Source organism: Alteromonas gracilis (genome assembly GCF_043642145.1).
Lineage (GTDB): Bacteria > Pseudomonadota > Gammaproteobacteria > Enterobacterales > Alteromonadaceae > Alteromonas > Alteromonas gracilis_B.
This window is the reverse complement of the sequence record NZ_JBHZRZ010000002.1, coordinates 416650-437017: the sequence shown is the minus strand read 5'-3', so window position 1 is coordinate 437017 and position 20368 is coordinate 416650. Positions and strand designations below refer to the sequence as shown.

19 protein-coding genes are annotated in these 20368 nt (G+C 45.1%); 11 read left to right on the top strand and 8 right to left on the bottom strand.

The annotated features are described in order from the left end of the window. Positions 1-2 precede the first annotated feature (2 nt). The 7 genes from ACHUFN_RS05975 (at position 3) to mutT (ending at position 8752) form a co-directional block, all read left to right on the top strand. Positions 3-773, top strand: a complete 771-nt coding sequence (locus ACHUFN_RS05975; RefSeq protein ID WP_394221394.1) for a cell division protein FtsQ/DivIB — start codon at positions 3-5, stop codon at positions 771-773. 7 nt (positions 774-780) lie between these two features. Further along, entirely contained in the window at positions 781-2010 is a 1230-nt protein-coding gene (ftsA, locus tag ACHUFN_RS05970) for a cell division protein FtsA (RefSeq protein ID WP_394221393.1), read from the top strand. 107 nt (positions 2011-2117) lie between these two features. Continuing rightward, complete coding sequence (gene ftsZ, locus ACHUFN_RS05965) at positions 2118-3284, top strand: cell division protein FtsZ (RefSeq protein WP_394221392.1); 1167 nt, start codon at positions 2118-2120, stop codon at positions 3282-3284. 221 nt (positions 3285-3505) lie between these two features. Beyond that, entirely contained in the window at positions 3506-4417 is a 912-nt protein-coding gene (gene lpxC, locus ACHUFN_RS05960; RefSeq protein WP_394221391.1) for a UDP-3-O-acyl-N-acetylglucosamine deacetylase, read from the top strand. A gap of 184 nt (positions 4418-4601) precedes the next feature. Beyond that, positions 4602-5480, top strand: coding sequence for a M23 family metallopeptidase (locus tag ACHUFN_RS05955; protein ID WP_394221390.1), 879 nt, complete (start codon positions 4602-4604; stop codon positions 5478-5480). A gap of 180 nt (positions 5481-5660) precedes the next feature. Then, on the top strand, positions 5661-8369 hold the full coding sequence (secA, locus tag ACHUFN_RS05950) for a preprotein translocase subunit SecA (RefSeq protein ID WP_394221389.1): 2709 nt from the start codon (positions 5661-5663) through the stop codon (positions 8367-8369). Beyond that, entirely contained in the window at positions 8369-8752 is a 384-nt protein-coding gene (mutT, locus tag ACHUFN_RS05945; RefSeq protein WP_394221388.1) for an 8-oxo-dGTP diphosphatase MutT, read from the top strand. Before secA ends, mutT begins: the two co-directional genes overlap by 1 nt. 198 nt (positions 8753-8950) lie before the next feature. Here the strand turns inward: mutT and ACHUFN_RS05940 are convergent, their stop codons facing one another. Together ACHUFN_RS05940 and ACHUFN_RS05935 are read right to left on the bottom strand one after the other, a co-directional pair. Beyond that, entirely contained in the window at positions 8951-9823 is an 873-nt protein-coding gene (locus ACHUFN_RS05940; protein WP_394221387.1) for an aspartoacylase, read from the bottom strand. A 178-nt stretch (positions 9824-10001) separates the two neighbouring features. Next, positions 10002-11246 (bottom strand): NADH:flavin oxidoreductase/NADH oxidase family protein, encoded by a 1245-nt coding sequence (locus ACHUFN_RS05935; RefSeq protein ID WP_394221386.1) that lies wholly within the window; start codon positions 11244-11246, stop codon positions 10002-10004. A gap of 89 nt (positions 11247-11335) precedes the next feature. Here ACHUFN_RS05935 and ACHUFN_RS05930 point away from each other — a divergent pair, with 89 nt between their 5' ends. Further along, positions 11336-11746 (top strand): MerR family transcriptional regulator, encoded by a 411-nt coding sequence (locus tag ACHUFN_RS05930; protein ID WP_394221385.1) that lies wholly within the window; start codon positions 11336-11338, stop codon positions 11744-11746. Between the two features lie 24 nt (positions 11747-11770). Here the strand turns inward: ACHUFN_RS05930 and ACHUFN_RS05925 are convergent, their stop codons facing one another. Further along, the gene (locus ACHUFN_RS05925; protein WP_394221384.1) at positions 11771-12688 is read right to left on the bottom strand and encodes a LysR family transcriptional regulator; all 918 of its coding nucleotides are present in this window, start codon (positions 12686-12688) and stop codon (positions 11771-11773) included. Positions 12689-12842: 154 nt separating this feature from the next. Between ACHUFN_RS05925 and ACHUFN_RS05920 the strand changes: the two genes are divergently transcribed. From ACHUFN_RS05920 to ACHUFN_RS05910, 3 genes are all read left to right on the top strand, one after another. Continuing rightward, complete coding sequence (locus tag ACHUFN_RS05920) at positions 12843-13694, top strand: SDR family NAD(P)-dependent oxidoreductase (RefSeq protein ID WP_394221383.1); 852 nt, start codon at positions 12843-12845, stop codon at positions 13692-13694. A 260-nt stretch (positions 13695-13954) separates the two neighbouring features. Next, positions 13955-14737 carry a peptidylprolyl isomerase gene (locus tag ACHUFN_RS05915; protein WP_394221382.1) on the top strand — a complete coding sequence of 261 codons (783 nt, stop codon included), beginning with the start codon at positions 13955-13957 and terminating at the stop codon, positions 14735-14737. Positions 14738-15022: 285 nt separating this feature from the next. Further along, positions 15023-16108: a serine hydrolase domain-containing protein gene (locus ACHUFN_RS05910; protein WP_394221381.1), complete on the top strand. Its 1086-nt coding sequence runs from the start codon at positions 15023-15025 to the stop codon at positions 16106-16108. A 148-nt stretch (positions 16109-16256) separates the two neighbouring features. Here ACHUFN_RS05910 and yacG read toward each other — a convergent pair whose 3' ends face one another. The 5 genes from yacG to ACHUFN_RS05885 form a co-directional block, all read right to left on the bottom strand. Further along, complete coding sequence (gene yacG, locus ACHUFN_RS05905) at positions 16257-16484, bottom strand: DNA gyrase inhibitor YacG (RefSeq protein WP_394221380.1); 228 nt, start codon at positions 16482-16484, stop codon at positions 16257-16259. Between the two features lie 80 nt (positions 16485-16564). Continuing rightward, positions 16565-17317, bottom strand: a complete 753-nt coding sequence (gene zapD / locus ACHUFN_RS05900; protein WP_394221379.1) for a cell division protein ZapD — start codon at positions 17315-17317, stop codon at positions 16565-16567. A gap of 232 nt (positions 17318-17549) precedes the next feature. Beyond that, positions 17550-18176 carry a dephospho-CoA kinase gene (gene coaE, locus ACHUFN_RS05895; RefSeq protein WP_394221378.1) on the bottom strand — a complete coding sequence of 209 codons (627 nt, stop codon included), beginning with the start codon at positions 18174-18176 and terminating at the stop codon, positions 17550-17552. A gap of 20 nt (positions 18177-18196) precedes the next feature. Further along, complete coding sequence (locus ACHUFN_RS05890) at positions 18197-19096, bottom strand: prepilin peptidase (RefSeq protein WP_394221377.1); 900 nt, start codon at positions 19094-19096, stop codon at positions 18197-18199. Between the two features lie 54 nt (positions 19097-19150). Continuing rightward, positions 19151-20359, bottom strand: a complete 1209-nt coding sequence (locus tag ACHUFN_RS05885) for a type II secretion system F family protein (RefSeq protein ID WP_394221376.1) — start codon at positions 20357-20359, stop codon at positions 19151-19153. Positions 20360-20368: the final 9 nt, after the last annotated feature.

Genomic DNA, 20368 nt, shown 5'->3' with positions numbered 1-20368 from the left:
TTGTGGCTGAAACTAATGCTAACCAAAACAACCGCATCTCTAAAGGAGGCGGCAAAAGCAAAGCGGAAGTATGGGGCGGTGTAGCCTTCTTAGTTTTCGTTATTGCTGGGTTAGTGTTCGGCGGGTTTAAAGCAAACCAGTATTTGCAGGACGAACAGCAGATGCCGGTTCAGGTTATCGATTTTTCTGGTGATTATCAGCATGTCGATATTACAAAACTAGAGCGGCTTATACGCAAAGCGCAGCCTGGCAGCTTTTTTGCCCTTGATGTCAACGAAGTGTTTGAGCTTGTTGAAGCGCAACCTTGGGTTTATCGCGCGTCGGTAAGAAAAAAGTGGCCGAATACGTTAAAGATTTATTTGGTTGAGCAACAGCCCGTTGCACAGTGGAATGACGATTTATTGTTAAACCATTATGGGGATACGTTTAACGACGAAGGCATAAAGCTTGATTTACCGCGCTTATACGGCCCGGGCGGCAGCGAAAAAACGGCCCTTGAAGGTTACAACGCTATGCATGCGCTAATGGCTACGACCGACATGAAGCTTAGTGAGTTGTCGTTAAGCGAACGTTTTGCGTGGCAAGTGCAGTTGCAAAACGGCATAAAATTGAATTTAGGACGCCAAGAGTTTATCGATAGGCTACAGCGCTTTATTGATGTATATCCGCTATTGGCGCAACAAGAGAAGGCGGTGAAATACGTCGACCTTCGCTATGACACGGGTGTTGCCGTTGGATGGAAAGACGACAGCACCACAGATGAAGAGAGTTAAGGAAACCATGTCAAAACCTGCTGAACGCAATTTGATTGTAGGGCTAGATATCGGCACCAGCCAAGTGAAGGCGGTTGTGGGTGAATTACTAGAAGATGATCAGATCAGTATTGTTGGCGTGGGCACCCATGCGTCGAAAGGCATGGATAAGGGCGGCGTTAACGATTTGAACTTGGTAGTTAAATCGGTACAAAGTGCAGTGAACGAGATGGAGCTAATGGCAGATTGCCGTGTGTCTTCAGTTTTCATGTCTATCTCGGGACGTCACGTAAAATGCCAAAATGAGAATGGCATGGTGCCGATTAACAACCAAGAAGTAACACAAGAAGACGTAGATAACGTTATTCATGCGGCGCGTAGTGTGCCAATTGCAGCAGAGCGTCGTTTGCTTCATGTGTTACCACAAGAATTTACTATTGATGTGCAAGAGGGAATTAAAAATCCAATTGGCATGTCAGGAGTAAGAATGGAGGCAGACGCTCACATTATTACCTGCGCCGACGATATGGCAAAAAACATGGTGAAGTGTGTAGAGCGTTGCGAACTTAATGCCGATCAACTGATTTTTTCAGCGTTGGCGTCAAGTTATGCGGTGTTAACCGACGACGAGCGAGAGCTTGGTGTATGCGTGGTAGATATTGGTGGCGGCACCATGGATATGGTGATCTTCACGGATGGCGCCATTCGTCATACTGCGGTGATACCGGTTGCGGGTAATCAAATTACCAGTGATATTGCCAAAATATTTAGAACACCTATCAGCAATGCAGAAGAGATTAAGGTGAATTACGCCTGTGCATTGAAAGATATGGTAAGTATGGAAGACAGCATTGAAGTACCTAGCGTGGGTGGACGCCCTGCCAGAGTGATGTCGCGCCATACGTTAGCTGAGGTAATTGAGCCTCGCTATCAAGAGCTTTTTGAGCTGGTACATGATGAAATTCGTGCCAGCGGTCTGGAAGAGCAAATCGCTGCAGGCCTTGTGCTTACAGGTGGAACCGCTAAGATGGAAGGCGCAGTAGAATTTGCCGAAGAACTTTTCCAGATGCCCGTGCGCGTGGGCAAACCCATCAAGGTAAAAGGGTTATCTGAATACGTTGATGACGCCGGATTTGCGACAGTTGTAGGGCTGCTGCAATATGGCAAAGTACAATCTGATAATAAGAAATCCAGTACGCAAAAACCAGGTGAAAGCTTATTTCACCGGGTGCAAAGCTGGTTTAAAGGTGAATTTTAATTTTATTTGGGGGCGCTATAGCTACGGCATTAAGGCTAGCAGGAAGCAATTAGCCTAACAGGATGACCTGGCGTAGTGTTTAAAAGACGTACAACCGGAGAGTAAGTATGTTCGAATTAATGGATAGTCACGGCGAAGAAGCCGTAATCAAAGTCATCGGTGTCGGTGGCGGCGGCGGCAATGCAGTTGAGCACATGGTGTCTCAAAGCATTGAAGGCGTAGAATTTATCGCAGTTAACACTGATGCACAGGTGCTTCGTAGCTCAAGTGCAGACGTTACACTTCAAATTGGCTCAAGTGTAACGAAAGGGTTAGGTGCAGGTGCTGATCCGAATATTGGTCGTGAGGCAGCGCAAGAAGACAGAGAAACCATTCGCCAAGCATTAGACGGTGCTGACATGGTTTTCATCACAGCCGGTATGGGCGGTGGAACAGGTACGGGCGCAGCGCCAGAAGTTGCAAAAATTGCGCGTGAAATGGGTATTCTTACAGTAGCAGTGGTGACTAAGCCATTCCCATTTGAAGGTAAAAAGCGTACCTCTTTTGCTGAACAAGGTATTGTCGAGCTAGCCAACAACGTAGACTCGTTAATTACTATTCCAAACGAAAAACTATTGAAAGTAATGGGCCCAGGCACACCGCTTCTTCAAGCCTTTAGTGCTGCCAACGACGTATTACGCGGCGCAGTGCAGGGGATTGCCGAGCTAATTACTCGCCCTGGTCTTATCAACGTTGACTTTGCAGACGTACGTACCGTTATGTCTGAAATGGGTAAAGCGATGATGGGAAGCGGCGCAGCAAGTGGTCCAGACCGTGCGGAAGAAGCTGCGGAGTCTGCGATTGCTAGCCCGTTACTAGAAGATATCGATCTGTCAGGCGCACGCGGTATTCTTGTGAATATTACAGCAGGCCCAGACTTCGCCATTGATGAGTTTGAAACTGTGGGTAACGCAGTTAAAGCGTTTGCATCAGAAAACGCGACAGTGGTTGTTGGTACGGTTATTGATATGGAAATGACTGATGAGCTTCGCGTGACGGTTGTTGCAACTGGTATTGGCGCAGAGCGTAAGCCTGACATTTCACTAGTAAGCTCTGAAGGTTCTCGTCTGACGCAACCTGCGAAAGAATACGGCAGCACTCAGTCAAGTGAGCCTCGTTCTGCGGTAGGTGGTACAGAAGGCAACCAAGCGCTAAAAGCTGACGACAGTGCACAGCCAGAAAACGATTTGGAATATCTGGATATTCCAGCGTTTCTTCGCAAGCAGGCAGACTAATTTAGCTGCCTGAAATCGAAGGGAATTATTTTGCGTTTGTGATGTCTCACTTTTATCGGAGTAGAAATACTACGTGAAAAATTCGCTCAGAGAGGGAAGCGATAGGTAAAAATGCGTAATCTGACAGAGTAAAATCGGTCAGATAGGGTGTTTTTTGACATGTGAGTAATAACTCACTATAATTCGCGCCCGCTTTTTTTAATAGGTAAAAGCTTAAGCAGATGATTAGACAACGTACAATCAAGCAATCGGTTCAAGAAACCGGAATTGGGCTTCATAAAGGGGAAAAGGTCACAATGACTCTCCGACCTGCGCCAGCAAACACGGGTATCGTGTTTAGGCGTGTTGACCTTGAACCACATGTTGACATACCTTCGCGTGCAAACGCCGTAGGTAATACCATGCTGTGTACGTGCCTAAATAACGAAGACGGTGTAACTATCCAAACGGTAGAACATTTAGCGTCTGCGCTTGCAGGTTTAGGTATCGACAATATTATTGTTGAAGTGGACAGTAACGAGCTGCCAATTATGGACGGAAGTGCTAGCCCGTTCGTATTCTTACTTCAATCAGCCGGTATCGAAGAGCTAAACGCGCCTAAGCAGTTTATTCGTATTAAAAAGCCAGTTCGTGTAGAAGATGGCGACAAGTGGGCCGAGTTAGTGCCTTATGACGGTTTCCGCGTTGACTTCCAAATTGACTTTGAACACCCAGTGATCAGTCAAACGCGTCAGCATATGGTAATGGATTTTGATTCATGTTCGTATGTTAGCGAAGTAAGTCGTGCACGTACCTTCGGTTTTATGCGTGACTTAGAGTACATGAATGCCAATAATTTAGCGTTAGGTGGCAGCATGGAAAACGCCGTTGCGCTTGACGAGTTCCGCGTGCTAAACCCAGAAGGGCTACGTTACGATGACGAATTCCTCAAGCATAAAATTTTGGATGCTATTGGTGATTTATACCTTGGCGGTCACAGTTTAATTGGTGAATTACGCGCCTATAAAACGGGTCATGGCCTTAATAACAAGTTATTAAATGCTGTGTTAGCGCAAAAAGAGTGTTGGGAGTTCGTAACCTACGACTCGCAGGAAACAGCACCTATTCGTTATGCTCAGCCCGCATTAGCGTAAGATTTTCAAAAAGCCGCCTTACGGGCGGCTTTTTTTCGTATGGCAATTACTGAAATAAATGATACAGTAGCCGGATAATTAATATAAATTTCACCCGTGTGACACAAAAACAAACGGCCAAAGGTAATCGCCTCTGGTTTACAACGCATTCGCAATGGCGTGAAAAAGCAACATTCTTCGTGGTATGAAACTAACAATTACACTAGCAGGTAAAAATAAACGCTACAGGCATAGCATTAGTGTCCGTACGCTTGTGAGCGCTACGGTGCTCTCGTCTATTTTTATGTTAGTGTCGAGCCGCTCAACCGAGTCGGTGTCAGAAGATATTGCGCGCGTTCGTCTAGCGCAAACCGAAGTTAATGAACGTCAAAAAGACGTTGAAGCGCTAAAACAACAAACAACAATAAAATTACAAGCCTTACTCTCTCACGTAGCAGAATTGTCAGCGCAAGCGTCGCTACTTGATGAAAAAGGTAAGCAAATCGCAACAGAATTAGGTATGTCAGCGGCTGACCTGGACGCTTTCGTACCGGTATCGATACCGGATAACCTCCAAGACGATCCCATTCTTCATGAAATAGCCAAGCTTGAGCAGTCACTCGATTTGAAGTCTCAACAGCTGTCTATGCTTGAAAGTTTAGTCAGGGGTCACCATATCCACGAACAGAGCCAATTATCTGGTCGTCCGATAGAGTCAGGGTGGTTGTCTTCTTATTATGGTATGCGGGCCGATCCGTTTACTGGCGAACCTACTATGCACAAAGGCCTAGATTTCGCAGGTAAAGCAGGAGAGAACGTAGTGGCAACAGCCGCGGGTATTGTTACCTGGGCAGGTGACCGCTACGGTTATGGCCAACTAGTAGAAATTGATCATGGTGATGGCTTTGTTACCCGCTACGGGCACAACGACACCCTCACTGTTTCAATAGGCGATGTGGTCACGAAAGGAGAGACAATCGCTAAAATGGGCAATACCGGGCGCTCTACGGGTGCTCATGTTCACTACGAAGTAATAAGAAACGGAAGACAAGTCGATCCTCTGCCTTTTGTCTACAGAAAGTAGCAAAGGTAGCAGCCAGGTAATTCGCGTTTAAGGTGCCTTATCAATATAGGGCAATCAAAAGCGCTGAAGCATAATTTTAGAACATCGCAAAACGCAACGTGTTTACGATTGTGTTTTATACGTTTAATTTAGCTGTGCACTTTGTGCGGCGTCTCGACAAGTAGTGGAATAAAAAAGCTAATGTTTTCAAGCATCCTTCGAAAAGTATTCGGAAGTAGAAACGACCGATTATTAAAAAAATTAAGTAAAAACGTAGATGCCATTAATGCACTGGAAGCAGAATTTGAAAAGCTTTCTGATGAGGCGCTAAAGGCTAAAACCGACGAATTCAAAGCGCGTATCGAAAAAGGTGAAACGCTAGACAATATTCTTATTGAAGCGTTCGCTACGGTACGTGAAGCAAGTAAACGCGTATATGGCATGCGTCACTTCGACGTTCAGATGCTTGGTGGGCAAGTACTTCACCAAGGCAAAATTTCTGAAATGCGTACGGGTGAAGGTAAAACTCTTACTGCTACCTTGCCAACTTATCTTAATGCCTTATCAGGCAAAGGTGTTCACGTTGTTACCGTAAACGACTACCTTGCTCGCCGTGACGCAGAGTGGAGTAATCAGTTATTTACTTTCTTAGGCATGCGCGTTGGTTGTAACGTGCCTGGCATGTCGCCGCAGCAGAAACGCGAAGCTTATCAAGCAGACGTAACCTACGGTACCAACAACGAGTTTGGTTTTGACTATCTTCGCGACAACATGGCGTTCAGCCCACAAGATCGCGTTCAACGTCCTCTTAACTATGCGGTGGTGGATGAAGTTGACTCAATTCTTATCGATGAAGCCCGTACACCTCTTATCATCTCTGGCCAAGCTGAAGATAGTTCAGAGCTTTATCGCCGCATTAACACCATTATTCCTAAGCTTGTTCAGCAAGAAAAAGAAGATGAAGAAGGCCAAGAAGGTGACGGCGATTACACTATTGACCTTAAAGCCAAGCAAATTCACTTAACCGAGCGCGGCCAAATTCATGTTGAAGAAATTCTTCAGCAAGAAGGCATGTTGCCAGAAGGTGAGTCGCTGTTTGCTGCGGGCAATATTTCATTACTTCATCACATTAATGCAGCGCTTCGTGCTCACAAGCTGTTTGCTAAAGACGTAGACTACATTGTTAAAGAAGACCAAATTGTTATTGTTGATGAGCATACAGGTCGTACTATGGAAGGCCGTCGCTGGTCTGAAGGTCTACACCAAGCTGTAGAAGCGAAAGAAGGCGTTCGTATTCAAAACGAAAACCAAACCCTAGCGTCTATTACCTTCCAGAATTACTTCCGTCTGTACAATAAACTTGCGGGTATGACAGGTACTGCTGATACAGAAGCCTTTGAATTTAACCACATTTACGGCCTAGAAACGGTAGTTATTCCAACTAACCGTCCTATGCAACGTAAAGACATGGCTGACCTTATCTACCTAACGGCAGAGGAAAAATACGAAGCCATTGTTGAAGACATCAAAGAATGCGTTAAACGCGGTCAGCCTACGCTTGTGGGCACGGTTTCTATCGAGAACTCAGAACTAATTTCTCGTATTCTTAAGAAGTCGAAAATTCCTCATAAAGTGCTTAACGCTAAGTTCCACGAACACGAAGCAGATATCGTTGCTCAGGCAGGTAAGCCAGGAGCGGTAACCATTGCAACTAACATGGCCGGTCGTGGTACCGATATTGTACTAGGTGGTAACTGGCAAGCTGAAGTTGAAAAAGTTGAAAATCCGACAGAAGCACAAATTGAAAAAATTAAAGCCGCATGGAAAGAAAGCCATGACGCTGTGCTTGCATCAGGTGGTCTACATATCATTGGTACTGAGCGTCACGAGTCTCGCCGTATTGATAACCAGCTTCGCGGCCGTTCTGGTCGTCAAGGTGACCCGGGTTCCAGCCGTTTCTATCTGTCGCTAGACGATGCACTTATGCGCATTTTTGCCTCTGAAAAAATGGGCAACATGATGAAGCGTTTGGGGATGGAGCGTGGTGAAGCCATTGAGCATCCATGGGTTACTCGCGCCATTGAAAACGCGCAGCGCAAAGTGGAAGGCCGCAACTTCGACATTCGTAAGCAATTGCTTGAATACGATGATGTAGCTAACGATCAGCGTAAAGTTATTTACGAACAGCGTAACGAGCTTCTAGATGAAGGTGATATTAGCGAAACTATTGCCGCTATTCGTGAAGACGTTATTTCAAGCGTTGTTGACGAATACATTCCGCCACAGTCTCTTGAAGAAATGTGGGACGTTAGTGGTTTAGAGGAGCGTATGCGTGCTGACTTTGCGGTAGACATGCCTATTAAAACGTGGCTTGAAAACGACGACAAACTGTATGAAGAAAAGCTTCGTGAACGAATTCTAAATGAAGTGATCGACGCTTATAAAGCAAAAGAGGCAGTAGTAGGCGAGCAGGTATTACGTCAGTTCGAAAAAGCAGTGATGCTTCAAAACCTGGACAGCCATTGGAAAGAGCACTTGGCGGCAATGGATCACCTACGCCAAGGTATTCACTTACGTGGTTATGCTCAGAAAAACCCTAAGCAAGAGTATAAGCGAGAGTCATTTGCGTTGTTCTCTCAAATGCTTGAAGCCTTAAAGGTTGAAGTAATTACTATTCTTGCACGCGTTAAAGTACAAGCCGAAGAAGATGTTCAAAAAGTAGAAGAGCAGCGTCGTCAAGCCGATGACGTGCCTAAAAACTTTGAACACGAAAAGGCAAATGCAGCGCCAGAAACAGCGAGCGATGCGGTACGCCCACAGGTTCGCGAAGGTGCTAAAGTAGGCCGTAACGACCCATGCCCTTGTGGTTCGGGTAAAAAGTATAAGCAATGCCACGGTAAGCTTAAGTAATGAAAATAGTACATGTAGCTGTGGGTGTTATCGCCCGCGGCAATGAAATTTTCATAACCCTTCGCCCTGATGACGTTCATCAAGGCGGGAAGTGGGAATTTCCAGGTGGGAAGGTTGAAAGCGGTGAAACCGTTCTTCAAGCATTAAAGCGAGAGCTTGCTGAAGAAGTGGGCATTAACGTCAACCATAGTGAGCCTGTGATAGTGATTACTCACGACTATGGCGATAAGCAAGTTAAGCTAGACGTTCATCGCGTGAATGATTTTACTGGCGAACCCCATGGCAAAGAGGGCCAGCAATCTCGCTGGGTAAATGTTGATGCACTTAAAGCGTCAGATTTTCCAGAGGCAAATGTCCCAATTATTAAAGCATTACAGCAATAAAAAATGGCCACATTGAATGTGGCCATTTTTTTTATTTATGCTTTGCCGCGTCATGGGTCTAGCTAAAGCGTCGAATTAAATGCGCTACCTCTAAAGAGCAGCGTCGCGTTTATTCATACTTTTCCCACTTCTCACGATTAGGAGGAGGTGCTTATTTAGACCCTAGGCCGCTCATCAGCAGAGTCTGGTGCCCCCAGGCTACAGTTCAATGCGCTCAGACGTTGCAAATGCCACATCCAGCTTGAAATAGGCAGCTTCATTGATGAAATGAGGGTAAGTCTCTTTCTTCCCTTCCCACAAAATATCTTTACCCTCAAACGTTCTAAAAACAGGCATTCCTGGCAATAGTGGTTTGAAGTCGTTGTCTTGCAATGCGTGGTGAATCATTGCGGTGCGATGACCATTTTCATTTAATGGAAAAGACACATTGTCGCCTAAGCGAAACGCTTCACACTTTGGTAATGTTTCAGCGTCGATTTGACCGTTATTATAGGCCATACAGAAATCCAAAATGGCTTCAGCCATAGTCTGGGTTAACAGATAAACATCTTCTCGCAACACGCCTTGTGGCTGGCCACCCACTTCTATCATCACACCTTTTTTTCCTATTGTGCAAAGATAGCCGTGATCAAGATAAGGCTTCTCATCTTCCACCAAAATATTCGCTTCTGGCATTTGCTGCTTAACGTATCGAGCCAATTGGGTATGAAATTCATCGGCTTCAAGAATGATAAGGGTAGCGCCCATTTCGCTAGTAGTGTTATGGATATCAATGACAAAGTCTGTCTGTGAGTGGCCTTTTGGTCCGAACGTCTCGTTTATTGATTTAGCGAGCACTGCTTCTTTGGAAGACGCTGAACTTTCTAGGCGTTCTAATGTAAACTGTCGGTTTAAGTCTTCTTCAACAAAACGAACATTGGCAGCGAGTGCCGCTTCGTTTGCAATATTTAGCGATACATTTAAAGTGTTAAATCGCGCAGGCATTCCATATTGTTGCCAATTTCTGATTAGCTGAATGCCACTGGTTTCATTACCGTGAGTACCACCAAAAAGCGCGATTGATTCAAACATTGAGTTTCCCTTCGAAGCAGGTGCATATCAATATAGATATGCACTAAAAATAAAATCGCTTATCAAACACATTGCTCATACGTGCAAAGGTATGGTTAATGCGCAGCAGCCATCGAATTATGATGAAATACTACATTAGACGGTGACTGGCGCAAATAGCGACAAAGGGTATTTCACACTATTTGTCAGAAACTTCGCTTGAATATTGCTGGCGGTAACGTTTGGTCAGTTTGGCAGACCTAAATTGCTCTAATACCAACGAGATCATTGGACTGGTGCTAGAAACAGGCTTTTTTCCTCTGCCTATTCTGCGCAGCTGGCGTTTCACCTGCGCCATTGTTGCCAAACCTGCTAGCGTTTTATCTTTCCAACTTACTATGGGAATTATACCTTCTAGAAGTGGCGCGCTTTGCCAAAGGTTGGGAAGGTTTGGTGTTATCGCCAAAGCACTTGCGATACCGACCATTTGCACGCCGCTGTTAATTACACTTTCGGCAATGGGAAGTCGTCGTATGCCGCCTGTTGTCATTATTGGAAGTGTTGTCGCATTTGCTATTTGCGCGGCAAATTCAAGAAAATATGCCTCACGAGAAAGTGTTCTATTGTCTGCGGTTCGCCCCTGCATTGCTGGAGATTCATAGCTTCCTCCAGACAGCTCTATCATATCAATTTGCAGTGTTTCGAGTAACTTAACTACCTGAAGCGCGTCTTGCACATCGAATCCGCCTCGTTGAAAATCAGCCGAATTGAGTTTCACAGCAATATCGAAGTCTTTACCACAGTGTTGTTGTATTTTTTCCGCAATTTCAAGCAGAAGGCGCGCTCTGTTTTCTAACGTGCCGCCCCATTTGTCGTTTCGTTTATTGGTAAGTGGTGATAAAAACTGAGCCAATAAATACCCGTGAGCTGCGTGTATTTGCACGCCATCGTAACCCGCTTTTTTAGCTAACCTGGCAGTTGTTACAAAGCGTGTTATCACATCGTTAATTTCATCGTCGGTCATCGATTTAGGTTGTCCGAATAAGCCTGAGTGTTTACCCATATCCAAAGGAACATCCGACGGCGAAAGTACTTTTCCACCCATTTTTTTAAACACTTGGCGTCCCGGATGGTTTATTTGCATCCATAAGCGAGTGTTGTTCCTTTTAGCCTCTTTCGCTAATTCCGCAAAAGGTGCCAATGGCGTAGATGATTCTAATGCAAGGCCGCCTGGGCCGGTCATGGCCATGTGGTCGACCATCACGTTGCCAGTAATGATTAAACCCACGCCACCTTCAGCCCAAGTGCGATATAGGGTGCGCAATGTCTGCCCTGGCAGCTGGTTAGCTTGCGCCATGTTTTCTTCCATTGCAGCTTTGGCAAGGCGGTTTTTTATAGTATTGCCGTTGGGTAACGTAAACGGAGTAAAGACATTCGATGACATTTTACATTCTCTTGTTGAAGGTGAAGTTGACCTTACTTTAAGCTTTAAGTTAACTTTAAGGTCAAGCATAAATTTTAGGAAAAGTTGATATGAGAATTGGAGAGCTAGCTGAATCGGTCGGTCTTCCAACAAGTACCATTCGGTTTTACGAGCAAAAAGGGCTTATGCCGGCGGCTGATAGAACGGCGAAAGGGTACCGCAAATACGATTCCCAATCAGTAGAGCGCCTGAAGATGATTAAGTTTGCAACAAGCCTTGGCTTTTCACTTGATGATTTGCCTGGTTTGTTTGCCAGTGGCGAAGGGTTAGATCATCAGCAAGTCATGTCTCATTTGCGAGATCGTGCGTCTGAAATCAATCACTTGCTTAAAACATTGTCGCGCCAAAAAGCGCAGATGGAGCATTTAATGCAGCGTCTAGGTGAGCTGTGGGAGCAAGGGCATTGTATGAATGCTTGTGAATTAGATGGTTTACTCTCAGAGCTTTCATTAAAAGCTTAGTAACAGATAAGATTAAACCGCGACTTATTGAAACGACAGTCCCTTAACATCAAGCGCCGCTTTTTTTATGAAATCAATGAATGCCCGCACCCGTGCGGGCTGCATTACTGCCGGGCTCCACAGCGCGTTCATTGGCATAACAGGTTGCTGATAATCGGGCAACAGCTCAATCACGGAACCGCGTTGCAATGCATCGTAAAAGGCCCAGCGCGGTCCCGCGTGAATACCAAATCCATCTTCAACTGCGCGAACCACAGAATTCACAGCATTGATAGTAACGCCTCCATGGCGTTCAATTTGATGAGTGCTGCCATCTGGCCCCGTTAACTGTAATGGCTGCTGGCGATTGGCTGGCGAAAAGAAGATATGCTCGTGTTGCGACAGCTCAGAGGGGCTCATGGGGGCGCCGCGAGAAGCAAGATAGGCCGGTGAGGCTACCAGCACGCGAGGCACATCTGCCAACTTCCTCGCCTTTAAAGCAGAGTCTTTCAATTGCCCCACACGAATTGCTACATCAATGCCTTCTGTAATAAGGTCAACAAATTGACTAGACAGCGTAAGCTGAACATCAACTTTGGGGTAACGTTTGCGAAATTCCAATAACCATTGAGTGACGTACCGCTGGCCAAAGTCGATAGGCGCGTTCACACGCAGTAAGCCCTTAGGTATAGCCGCTTCGCCAGACACCCCCAATTCAACAGCTTCGATTTGCGGCAATAGCAGCCGCATTTGTTGGTAATAACGCTCGCCTGCGTCGGTAGGGTGGCTTTTAGCCTGTGTGCGATCTAAAAGCTGGCTTTTAAGTCGGCGCTCCAGTGCAGCAACTTTACGCGATACGCTAGACGGCTCAATCCCTGCCTCACGAGCAGCGGCGCGAATTGACCCCAGCTCGACTACCCGAAGAAACAATGCGATATCACCGAACGGATTGTGACTACTCATCTTTGCGCCTCTAACCTTAAATATTGATGTTGCTCATCTTGCAACACTAATTGGTTATTTTTACATCTGCATAAAGTTATTTGCAACACATACACTGAATATGAACTTAGCGAAGCAGCGAAGCACGCCGCTTCAGAAACGACATGAGGAAATAATGATGACATATTCAATTCAAGACAAAGTGGTACTGTTAACGGGCGTATCTTCAGGTTTAGGTAAGGTGTTGGCCGAGCGTTTATTAAATGCGGGTGCACGTGTTGCAGGCACATTCAGAAAGCCGCAACAGGCTGCTGACTTTGAAAAAACGTACCCTGGTAAGGCGCTGGGCATTGTGATGGACATTACCAATAATGCCGGAATTCAAACGGGCGTAGATAAAGTGGTAGCAGAGTTTGGCCGTATTGACGTATTGGCAAATAATGCCGGGGTTGGCACAGTTGGCGCCATAGAAGAAACCTCTGACGACGAGGCAAGAAAGGTATTCGACGTAAACTTTTTTGGTGGTTTAAGCCTTATTCGTGCGGTGTTACCACACATGCGAAAACAGCGCTCGGGTCGCATTCTTCAATTCTCAGCCATAGGCGGGTTTATTGGCGTTCCCGGTTTAGGCGTTTACACCGCTGCTAAAGCAGCTACCGACATTTTAGGTGAAACGCTGGCGAAAGAGCTGCAGCCATTTAACATTCACACAACGGTATTAACGATAGGCGTATTTCATACTGAATTTGCAGGCGGCTCGCTAAACTACACAGACGCGATAATTGACGACTATGCGCCAACACCGGCAGGCCAATTTCGTGCGTTTATAGGCAACCTGCAGGGCAAGCAGCCGAATGACCCAGTAAAAGGGGCCGACGCCATTGTGGCACTAATTGAAACTGATACCCCCCCAGTTCATGCAGCATTGGGTGGTGATGCAATGGGAGGCATGCGCAGCAAGATGGCAGAAGTAGAAAAAGAGCTGGCTGCCTGGGAAGCCAACGCATTATCCACGGCAAAAGCGTAACCACGCTATGCCAGTCATGGCCAGCGTGTGTTTACACGCTGGCGTTTAACGCACCTAAAGGCTGGCTTTGTTACATGCCTGGATTACTCTCAATGTAGCGGCTTTAATCTGCTTGAGACAAAAAGCAGGCGTTCCAAGTTCTAGGTGTAATCAGTTAAACCACAATGTAACGCATGTTATTTGTGCAAAGTAACTAGAATTACTATATTTACCACTCTATTATGTTGCGCTTTGTGATTATCAAATAACGAAGTGACACTATGAAATTCCCAATAAAAAAGCTAATAACAATTGCATCATGTACAACACTTTTTTCTTTTTGTGCGCAGGCTACCATCGTCGAGTTTGTTACCTCGCAAGGCAATATACGCGTTAACTTGCATGACACCACTACACCAAAAACAGTCGAAAACTTTCTTAGCTACGTTAACGAGGGTGCGTATACAGACACTATTATTCACCGTCTAGAAACCGACTTTGTTGTGCAAGGTGGTGGCTTCAAATACGAGAACGGTTTTAGCCATATTGCTGTTGAATCAGAGCCAGCGGTAGAAAATGAACCGGAACTGTCAAATGTCAGAGGGACAATTGCCATGGCTAAGGTTGGTGGTAACCCCGATAGTGCTACCAATCAATGGTTTTTCAATATCAACGACAACAGCGCCAATCTCGACGTTCAAAACGGTGGCTTCACTGTTTTTGGGCAAGTGTTTACAGAAGACATGGCTATTTTGGAGGACATGCAAGCGTTGCCGCGCTGTCTAAACGACTTTGGTAGGACGCCCATGGTTAACTTTACCAGCGGGCAGTGCACAAGTGGCGCTGTGCCGGGGTACGAGAACTTTGTTACCGTCTACGCAATCAATATTATTGATAGTAATGAAGTAACAGACAGTGAGCTGAATAAAACACCCAATACCCTGATTGATCAGCAGCCCGGCAACGATAATGGTGGCGATGACGGCAGTAGTGAAAATGGCGGTGGTGGAGCTGCATTCTGGTTGTTGCTTTTGGGTACGGCCGGTTTACTTAGAAAGCGCTAAGGCTCATCAATACCTATTTTTTTATCTAAAACACCCACTGAGCTTAAATTATGCTTAAACTCAGTGGTTTAGTGTTTAGGCTCGCTTACTCTGTGTTTTTTGTTTCAGGAAGCAAAGATGAAAGCCCCAACACGACGAGGTTACGACGTGCTTTGGTGTTAAGGCAAAACCTGTCCGAATCAGACCTAGGTAAACGTATGGTTTTAAATATGTGCTTTATTTGCTAGCTTAAACATTCCACACGAACGGTGTGTTTTGCATCTGATTTCAAAAGGGACTTTAAAGTTGGCTAATATAATTATAAAAATCACGGTCATCCTGACGTTTTTATTTAGTATTTTGGGGTGCGAAAAAGCATCAACATCAAGCACGATAAAGCCCATAGATGCGCTCAAACAACATGTTTCTAATCTTCACAATGATGATAAATTTTCCGGTTCAATCCTTATCGCTAAAAATGAGGAAGTGCTGCTGCATGAAGCTATCGGTTATTTTAATAGAGCCGAGAAGAAGACCTTAGATACAGATGCACAGTTTCGCCTAGGTTCTTTAAACAAGATGTTCACCTCTATAGGTATCTTGATGCTTGTGGAAGAGGGGAGCGTTGATTTAGATGAGACCATTGGTACATACCTTCCCAATTTTAAAAATAAATCGCTCTCTGAATCTGTGACGGTGCATCACCTTCTTACTCACACAGGGGGCACAGGTGATATTTTTGGTCCGATGTTTGATAAAAACAAACTCTCACTGAAAAGCCATGATGATTATGTGCGGCTCTTTGAAGGTCGAGAAGCCACTATGCCACCCGGGAACACTTTCCAATACTCGAACTTCGGCTTTATTTTACTTGGAAAGATAATCGAAAATGTATCGGGCCAAGATTACTATGCCTTCTTGAAGGAAAATCTATTTAAAAAGCTTGGTATGAATGCCACTGGCTTTGAGCCCGAAGTGCGAGTTTCGAAGAACTTAACGAAAGGCTACATGCGTTTAGAGAATAAATGGGTCGATAATAAAGACACACTTCCTTGGCGAGGAACTGCAGCGGGAGGGGCGTATTCGACTACCGCCGATCTTTTCAAGTTTGCAGTTGCTCTACAAAATGAAAAGATAATAAGCAGGGAAACATTGGATTTAGCAACGACCAAACACATCGCCATGGGGGATGCGGGTTATGGCTATGGATTTGGAATTTTTAGGCAAGGTGACGCATTCTTTTATGGCCACAACGGCGGTGCGCCCGGAATGAGTTCATGGTTATCAACATACCCCAATAGTGGCTACATAGTTATTGTGTTAAGTAACTACGACCCACCCATTGCAGATGAGATACAGCGTTTTTATGTTGAACAACTTGGCTTTGAATAAGTAAATGCCCAATCGAACTACCCGTAGTGAAAATTAGTCAAACTTGGCATGAGCGCACTCACCAAGACCCTATGAGAAAATGGCTAAGAAATGAAATTTATGACGTGTTATCCGATAATGGGTAATGAACTGATTAGCAATTGAAGCGCTAGTGCTTAAAAAAGTCATCTGTCTGCTGCGCTAACATGGCCTCAATTTCTTCTACATCTATATGTTTTGGCGTAGCGTCTTCAGCTGGCTTGCCGGCGATTTTTCTATCTTCTGCGGCCCACTCACCTAAGTCGATAAGCTGACATTTCTTGCTGCAAAAAGGGCGAAATTCGCTTGTTGGTGACCAAATAACTTGCTTGGCGCATATTGGACATTTCACTTCCATTGTTTTCTCCAGTGAAATACGTCGAATAAGGTATCACGTTACCCTTATTTCAGACGGGAAATAGAATCTAAGCGCGCAGTTTAGCAGGCGGCTAAACGAAACTGAATACTACATTCAACAGAGCCCGATTGACCTTCTTTGGGCGTGAACTGCATAAACCGGAGCGCGTAGCGGTATTTGTTGCCGCTTAGCGTAGGATAGTAACCTTCATCTACACTACACTTAACGCGAATAAGCTCATTTTTATCTTCGGCCGCGCCTTGATAAAACCCGTTGTCGGCTACAACGTCAACAAATTGCCCACGTTCACGAATAAATGAAAGACTGACCGCGATGGCATCGTCAAGTAGTCCTAGTGTCTCGAGCCACTGTGCTATTTCTTGTTGGCGTTGCTCCAACGGCTGTTGTAACCAGAAATGCAAATTAGGCAAATCAAAACTACATGCGCCGCCAGGAATGGCAAAGCGTTGGCGAATAGCGCTAAGCAATTTGTCGTCTTTTAATGCGCTGCCGAATCGCCGATCGGTCTTAAGCTTTTGCTTTAACGTAAGCACGGTTTTTAAAGCTTGCTCTAAAGCCGTACTATCAATTTTGGGATGCTTCGACCAATACACTAAGTTCTTTTCGTGGGCATCGAGATCTTTGGTTAAGTCAGAGCGAAGATCTAACCGTTCAATAAGGTCAAGAAGTTCAAAGAGTTGTTCAAAGAAAACAAGCTGAAGGTGAGTGTGTTCTGATTTGGCCGTAATTTTAAGTTGCCCAAGCAGCTGCTCTACACGTAAATAATTACGTACTTTTTCCTTAAGTGGAAATTCGAAAACAGCGTTACCCATGGAACCCCTTAAAACACATAGACTTAAAGAAATTGCGCTAGGTCTATTATAGACCAGCGAATGGCAATAAGCCTAAAGCATAGAAGCGTTTAAGCCAAGTATACTTGTTCGACAAATTTACACTTTGACGTTAATTGGTTAAAAAAGTTTCAAAAAACACGTGTAGGGCTCTAAAAGCCGAGGTTTTACAAAGCCTCGGCTTCTAACACAGTAGCCTATACAGAATCTGTTTTTAGGGGGAGGTTGATGCGCTAGACAGTGCTAGCAACTTCTCGTGCAGGGAAGAAATTTGTGAAGACAATGCATCTAAGCTGGTGCTGTTATCCAAAATATCGTCAGCGGCACTTGTGCGCTCCTTACGGGAAGCCTGTGAAGCCATGATACTTTTTATTGTCGTTTCTGTACTGCCATCGCGTTTTAGCGCGCGCTCAAGCTGCAAGCTTTCAGGGCAATCTACTACCACTATGTGATCACACATTTCAGTAAGCTTGTTTTCTACCAAAAGGGGCACAGACAAGATAGTGTATTCACTGGTAGATTTGGCAAGAAGGTTCTGCATGCGCTTGCGAATAAGTGGGTGTAGCAATTCGTTAAGCCAGTTTTTTTCTTCATTATTGGCGAAGACTTTTTCGCGTAAGGCTGCGCGGTTTAAGCTGCCGTCTTCAAGTAAGATGTCGCTTCCAAAGTGCGCTTGTATTTGATTTAGTCCTTCAGACCCAACAGCGACAACATCTCTTGCAACTACATCTGCATCAACAATATCTATTCCATGGCGTTCAAACATTGAAGTGGCAGCAGATTTTCCACTGCCAATACCACCTGTTAAACCTACTACAAACGTTTGTCGTTGCTTATTCATGTTTGCACATTTCTTGTTCATTACAAAACATACCCAAGATAGGTGGCAATAATTTCATCTTTGAAGAGAAGCGTTAGCCACCCTGCTACGGCAAGGTAAGGGCCAAAAGGTATAGCCAGCGACTTCCCTTTGTTTTGAATTACCATAATTAACACGCCAGCTAACGCACCAACGAAAGAGGATAGCAATATAATGATGGGCAGGCCTTGCCATCCTGTGTATGTACCAAGCGCTGCGAGTAGTTTAAAATCGCCATAGCCCATGCCTTCTTTGCCCGTTGCTAGTTTAAATAGCCAGTATACCGACCATAAACTTAAGTATCCTGCCGCTGCGCCAATAATGGCGTCTGTAGTACCTACGAAAACGTGCTGAGTGCTTAACAGCAAACCTAGCCAAAGCAGTGGTAGCGTTAGCTGGTCGGGTAATAACATTTTGTCTAAATCAATAAAAAGCAGGGCAACTAACACATAGGTAAAAAACACAGCCCACAGTGCTTGTGGTGTTACGCCAAATTGATAGGCTGCGAATGTACAGGCAATAGCGGTGAAAAGCTCTACCAGAGGATAGCGAAGTGAAATACCTACTTTACACTTGGCGCACTTACCTTTAAGAAATAGGTAGCTGATAACGGGAATGTTTTCCCAGGCGCGAATTTTGTGACCACAGCTAGGGCAGGTGCTATCTGGTTTTACTAGATTAAACACCTCATTTGTCGCAGCTGAATCGTTGTGAGCTTGCGTGGTTTCGACACTGCTGTCATTAAAATAGCTCTGATACTCCTGCTGCCAGCTGCGCTCCATCATAATAGGTAAACGGTAAATCACAACGTTCAAAAAGCTGCCTATCATCAAGCTAACAAGAAAAACCAGGGAATAAAAAGCAGCGGGGTACAGCTGGCTAAGCGTAATAATAGCGTCCATGAGGTGTGGTTCTTTTAATTTTTATGTAGCGGTTCTTTTTAAGTGATGGGCACGTTATACCACGTTACCCATCTGGAATATAGGCAGATACATAGCCACAATAAGGCCACCAATTACTACACCAAGTACAGCCATGATCATTGGTTCAAGTAGGCTGGTTAGACCGTCTACCATATCGTCAACTTCGGCTTCGTAAATGGTCGCAATTTTACTTAGCATTTCATCAACGGCACCCGACTCTTCACCAATAGCAATCATTTGAGTAACCATGTCAGGAAAGACTTGTGTTGCGCGCATAGCAACGTGCATAGGCATACCGCCCGCCACTTCTTTACGCATATATAAGATAGCATCCCGATACACGGCGTTGCCTGAAGCACCGGCCGCAGATTCAAGTGCACCGATAAGTGGAACGCCCGCTGCAAACGTGGTTGCTAAAGTTCGAGTGAAGCGTGCAATACTGGCTTTTTTTAGAATTTCACCAACCACAGGAATTTTTAATACATTGCGGTCAACATTGTCTCTCAGTTTCTGGCTTCGCTTGTACGTACGCATGAACATAAAGCCTGCAACGCCAACGCCTATCGCAATAAAAATACCGTAATCTTGCACAAACCGCGAAATTGCCAAAACGAACTGAGTGAAAGCAGGTAGCTCTGCGCCAAAGCTACTGAAAATTTCTTCAAACTGGGGTACAACAAATATAAGAAGAATAGTCGTAACAATAAAAGCAACGACCAAAACCGCGATTGGGTAAAACATCGCTTTTTTGATTTTTGATTTTAGTGCTTCGGCCTTTTCTTTGTAGGTCGCTATGCGATCATAAATGGTTTCAAGCGCACCAGACTGTTCGCCGGTGTAAACCAAATCGCAGTATAAATCGTCAAAATAAAGAGGGTGTTTTCTTAAAGCAGATGACAGTGGGTTACCAGCTTTCACTTCATCGGTGATTTCCCCAAGAAGCTTGCGCATGGTTTGTTTGGCATGACCCTGAGCAATCATATCCAGTGACTGGATAAGGGTAACACCTGCAGCGAGCATGGTAGCGATTTGTCGAGAAATAACAGATATATCAGCGGGTGTTATTTTTTGAGCACCACCGAAAAGTGGTTTAGCCAGTTTTTTTACTTTGTTTGCTGAAATACCTTGGCGACGAAGAAGGTTCTTAGCTTCTGAAAGTGAGGTTGCAGAAATTTCGCCTTTTCGAGCTTGGCCATGGCGATCTTTCCCTTGCCAAGTGAATACTGTCGCTGCCTTTGCCATCTATCTGCC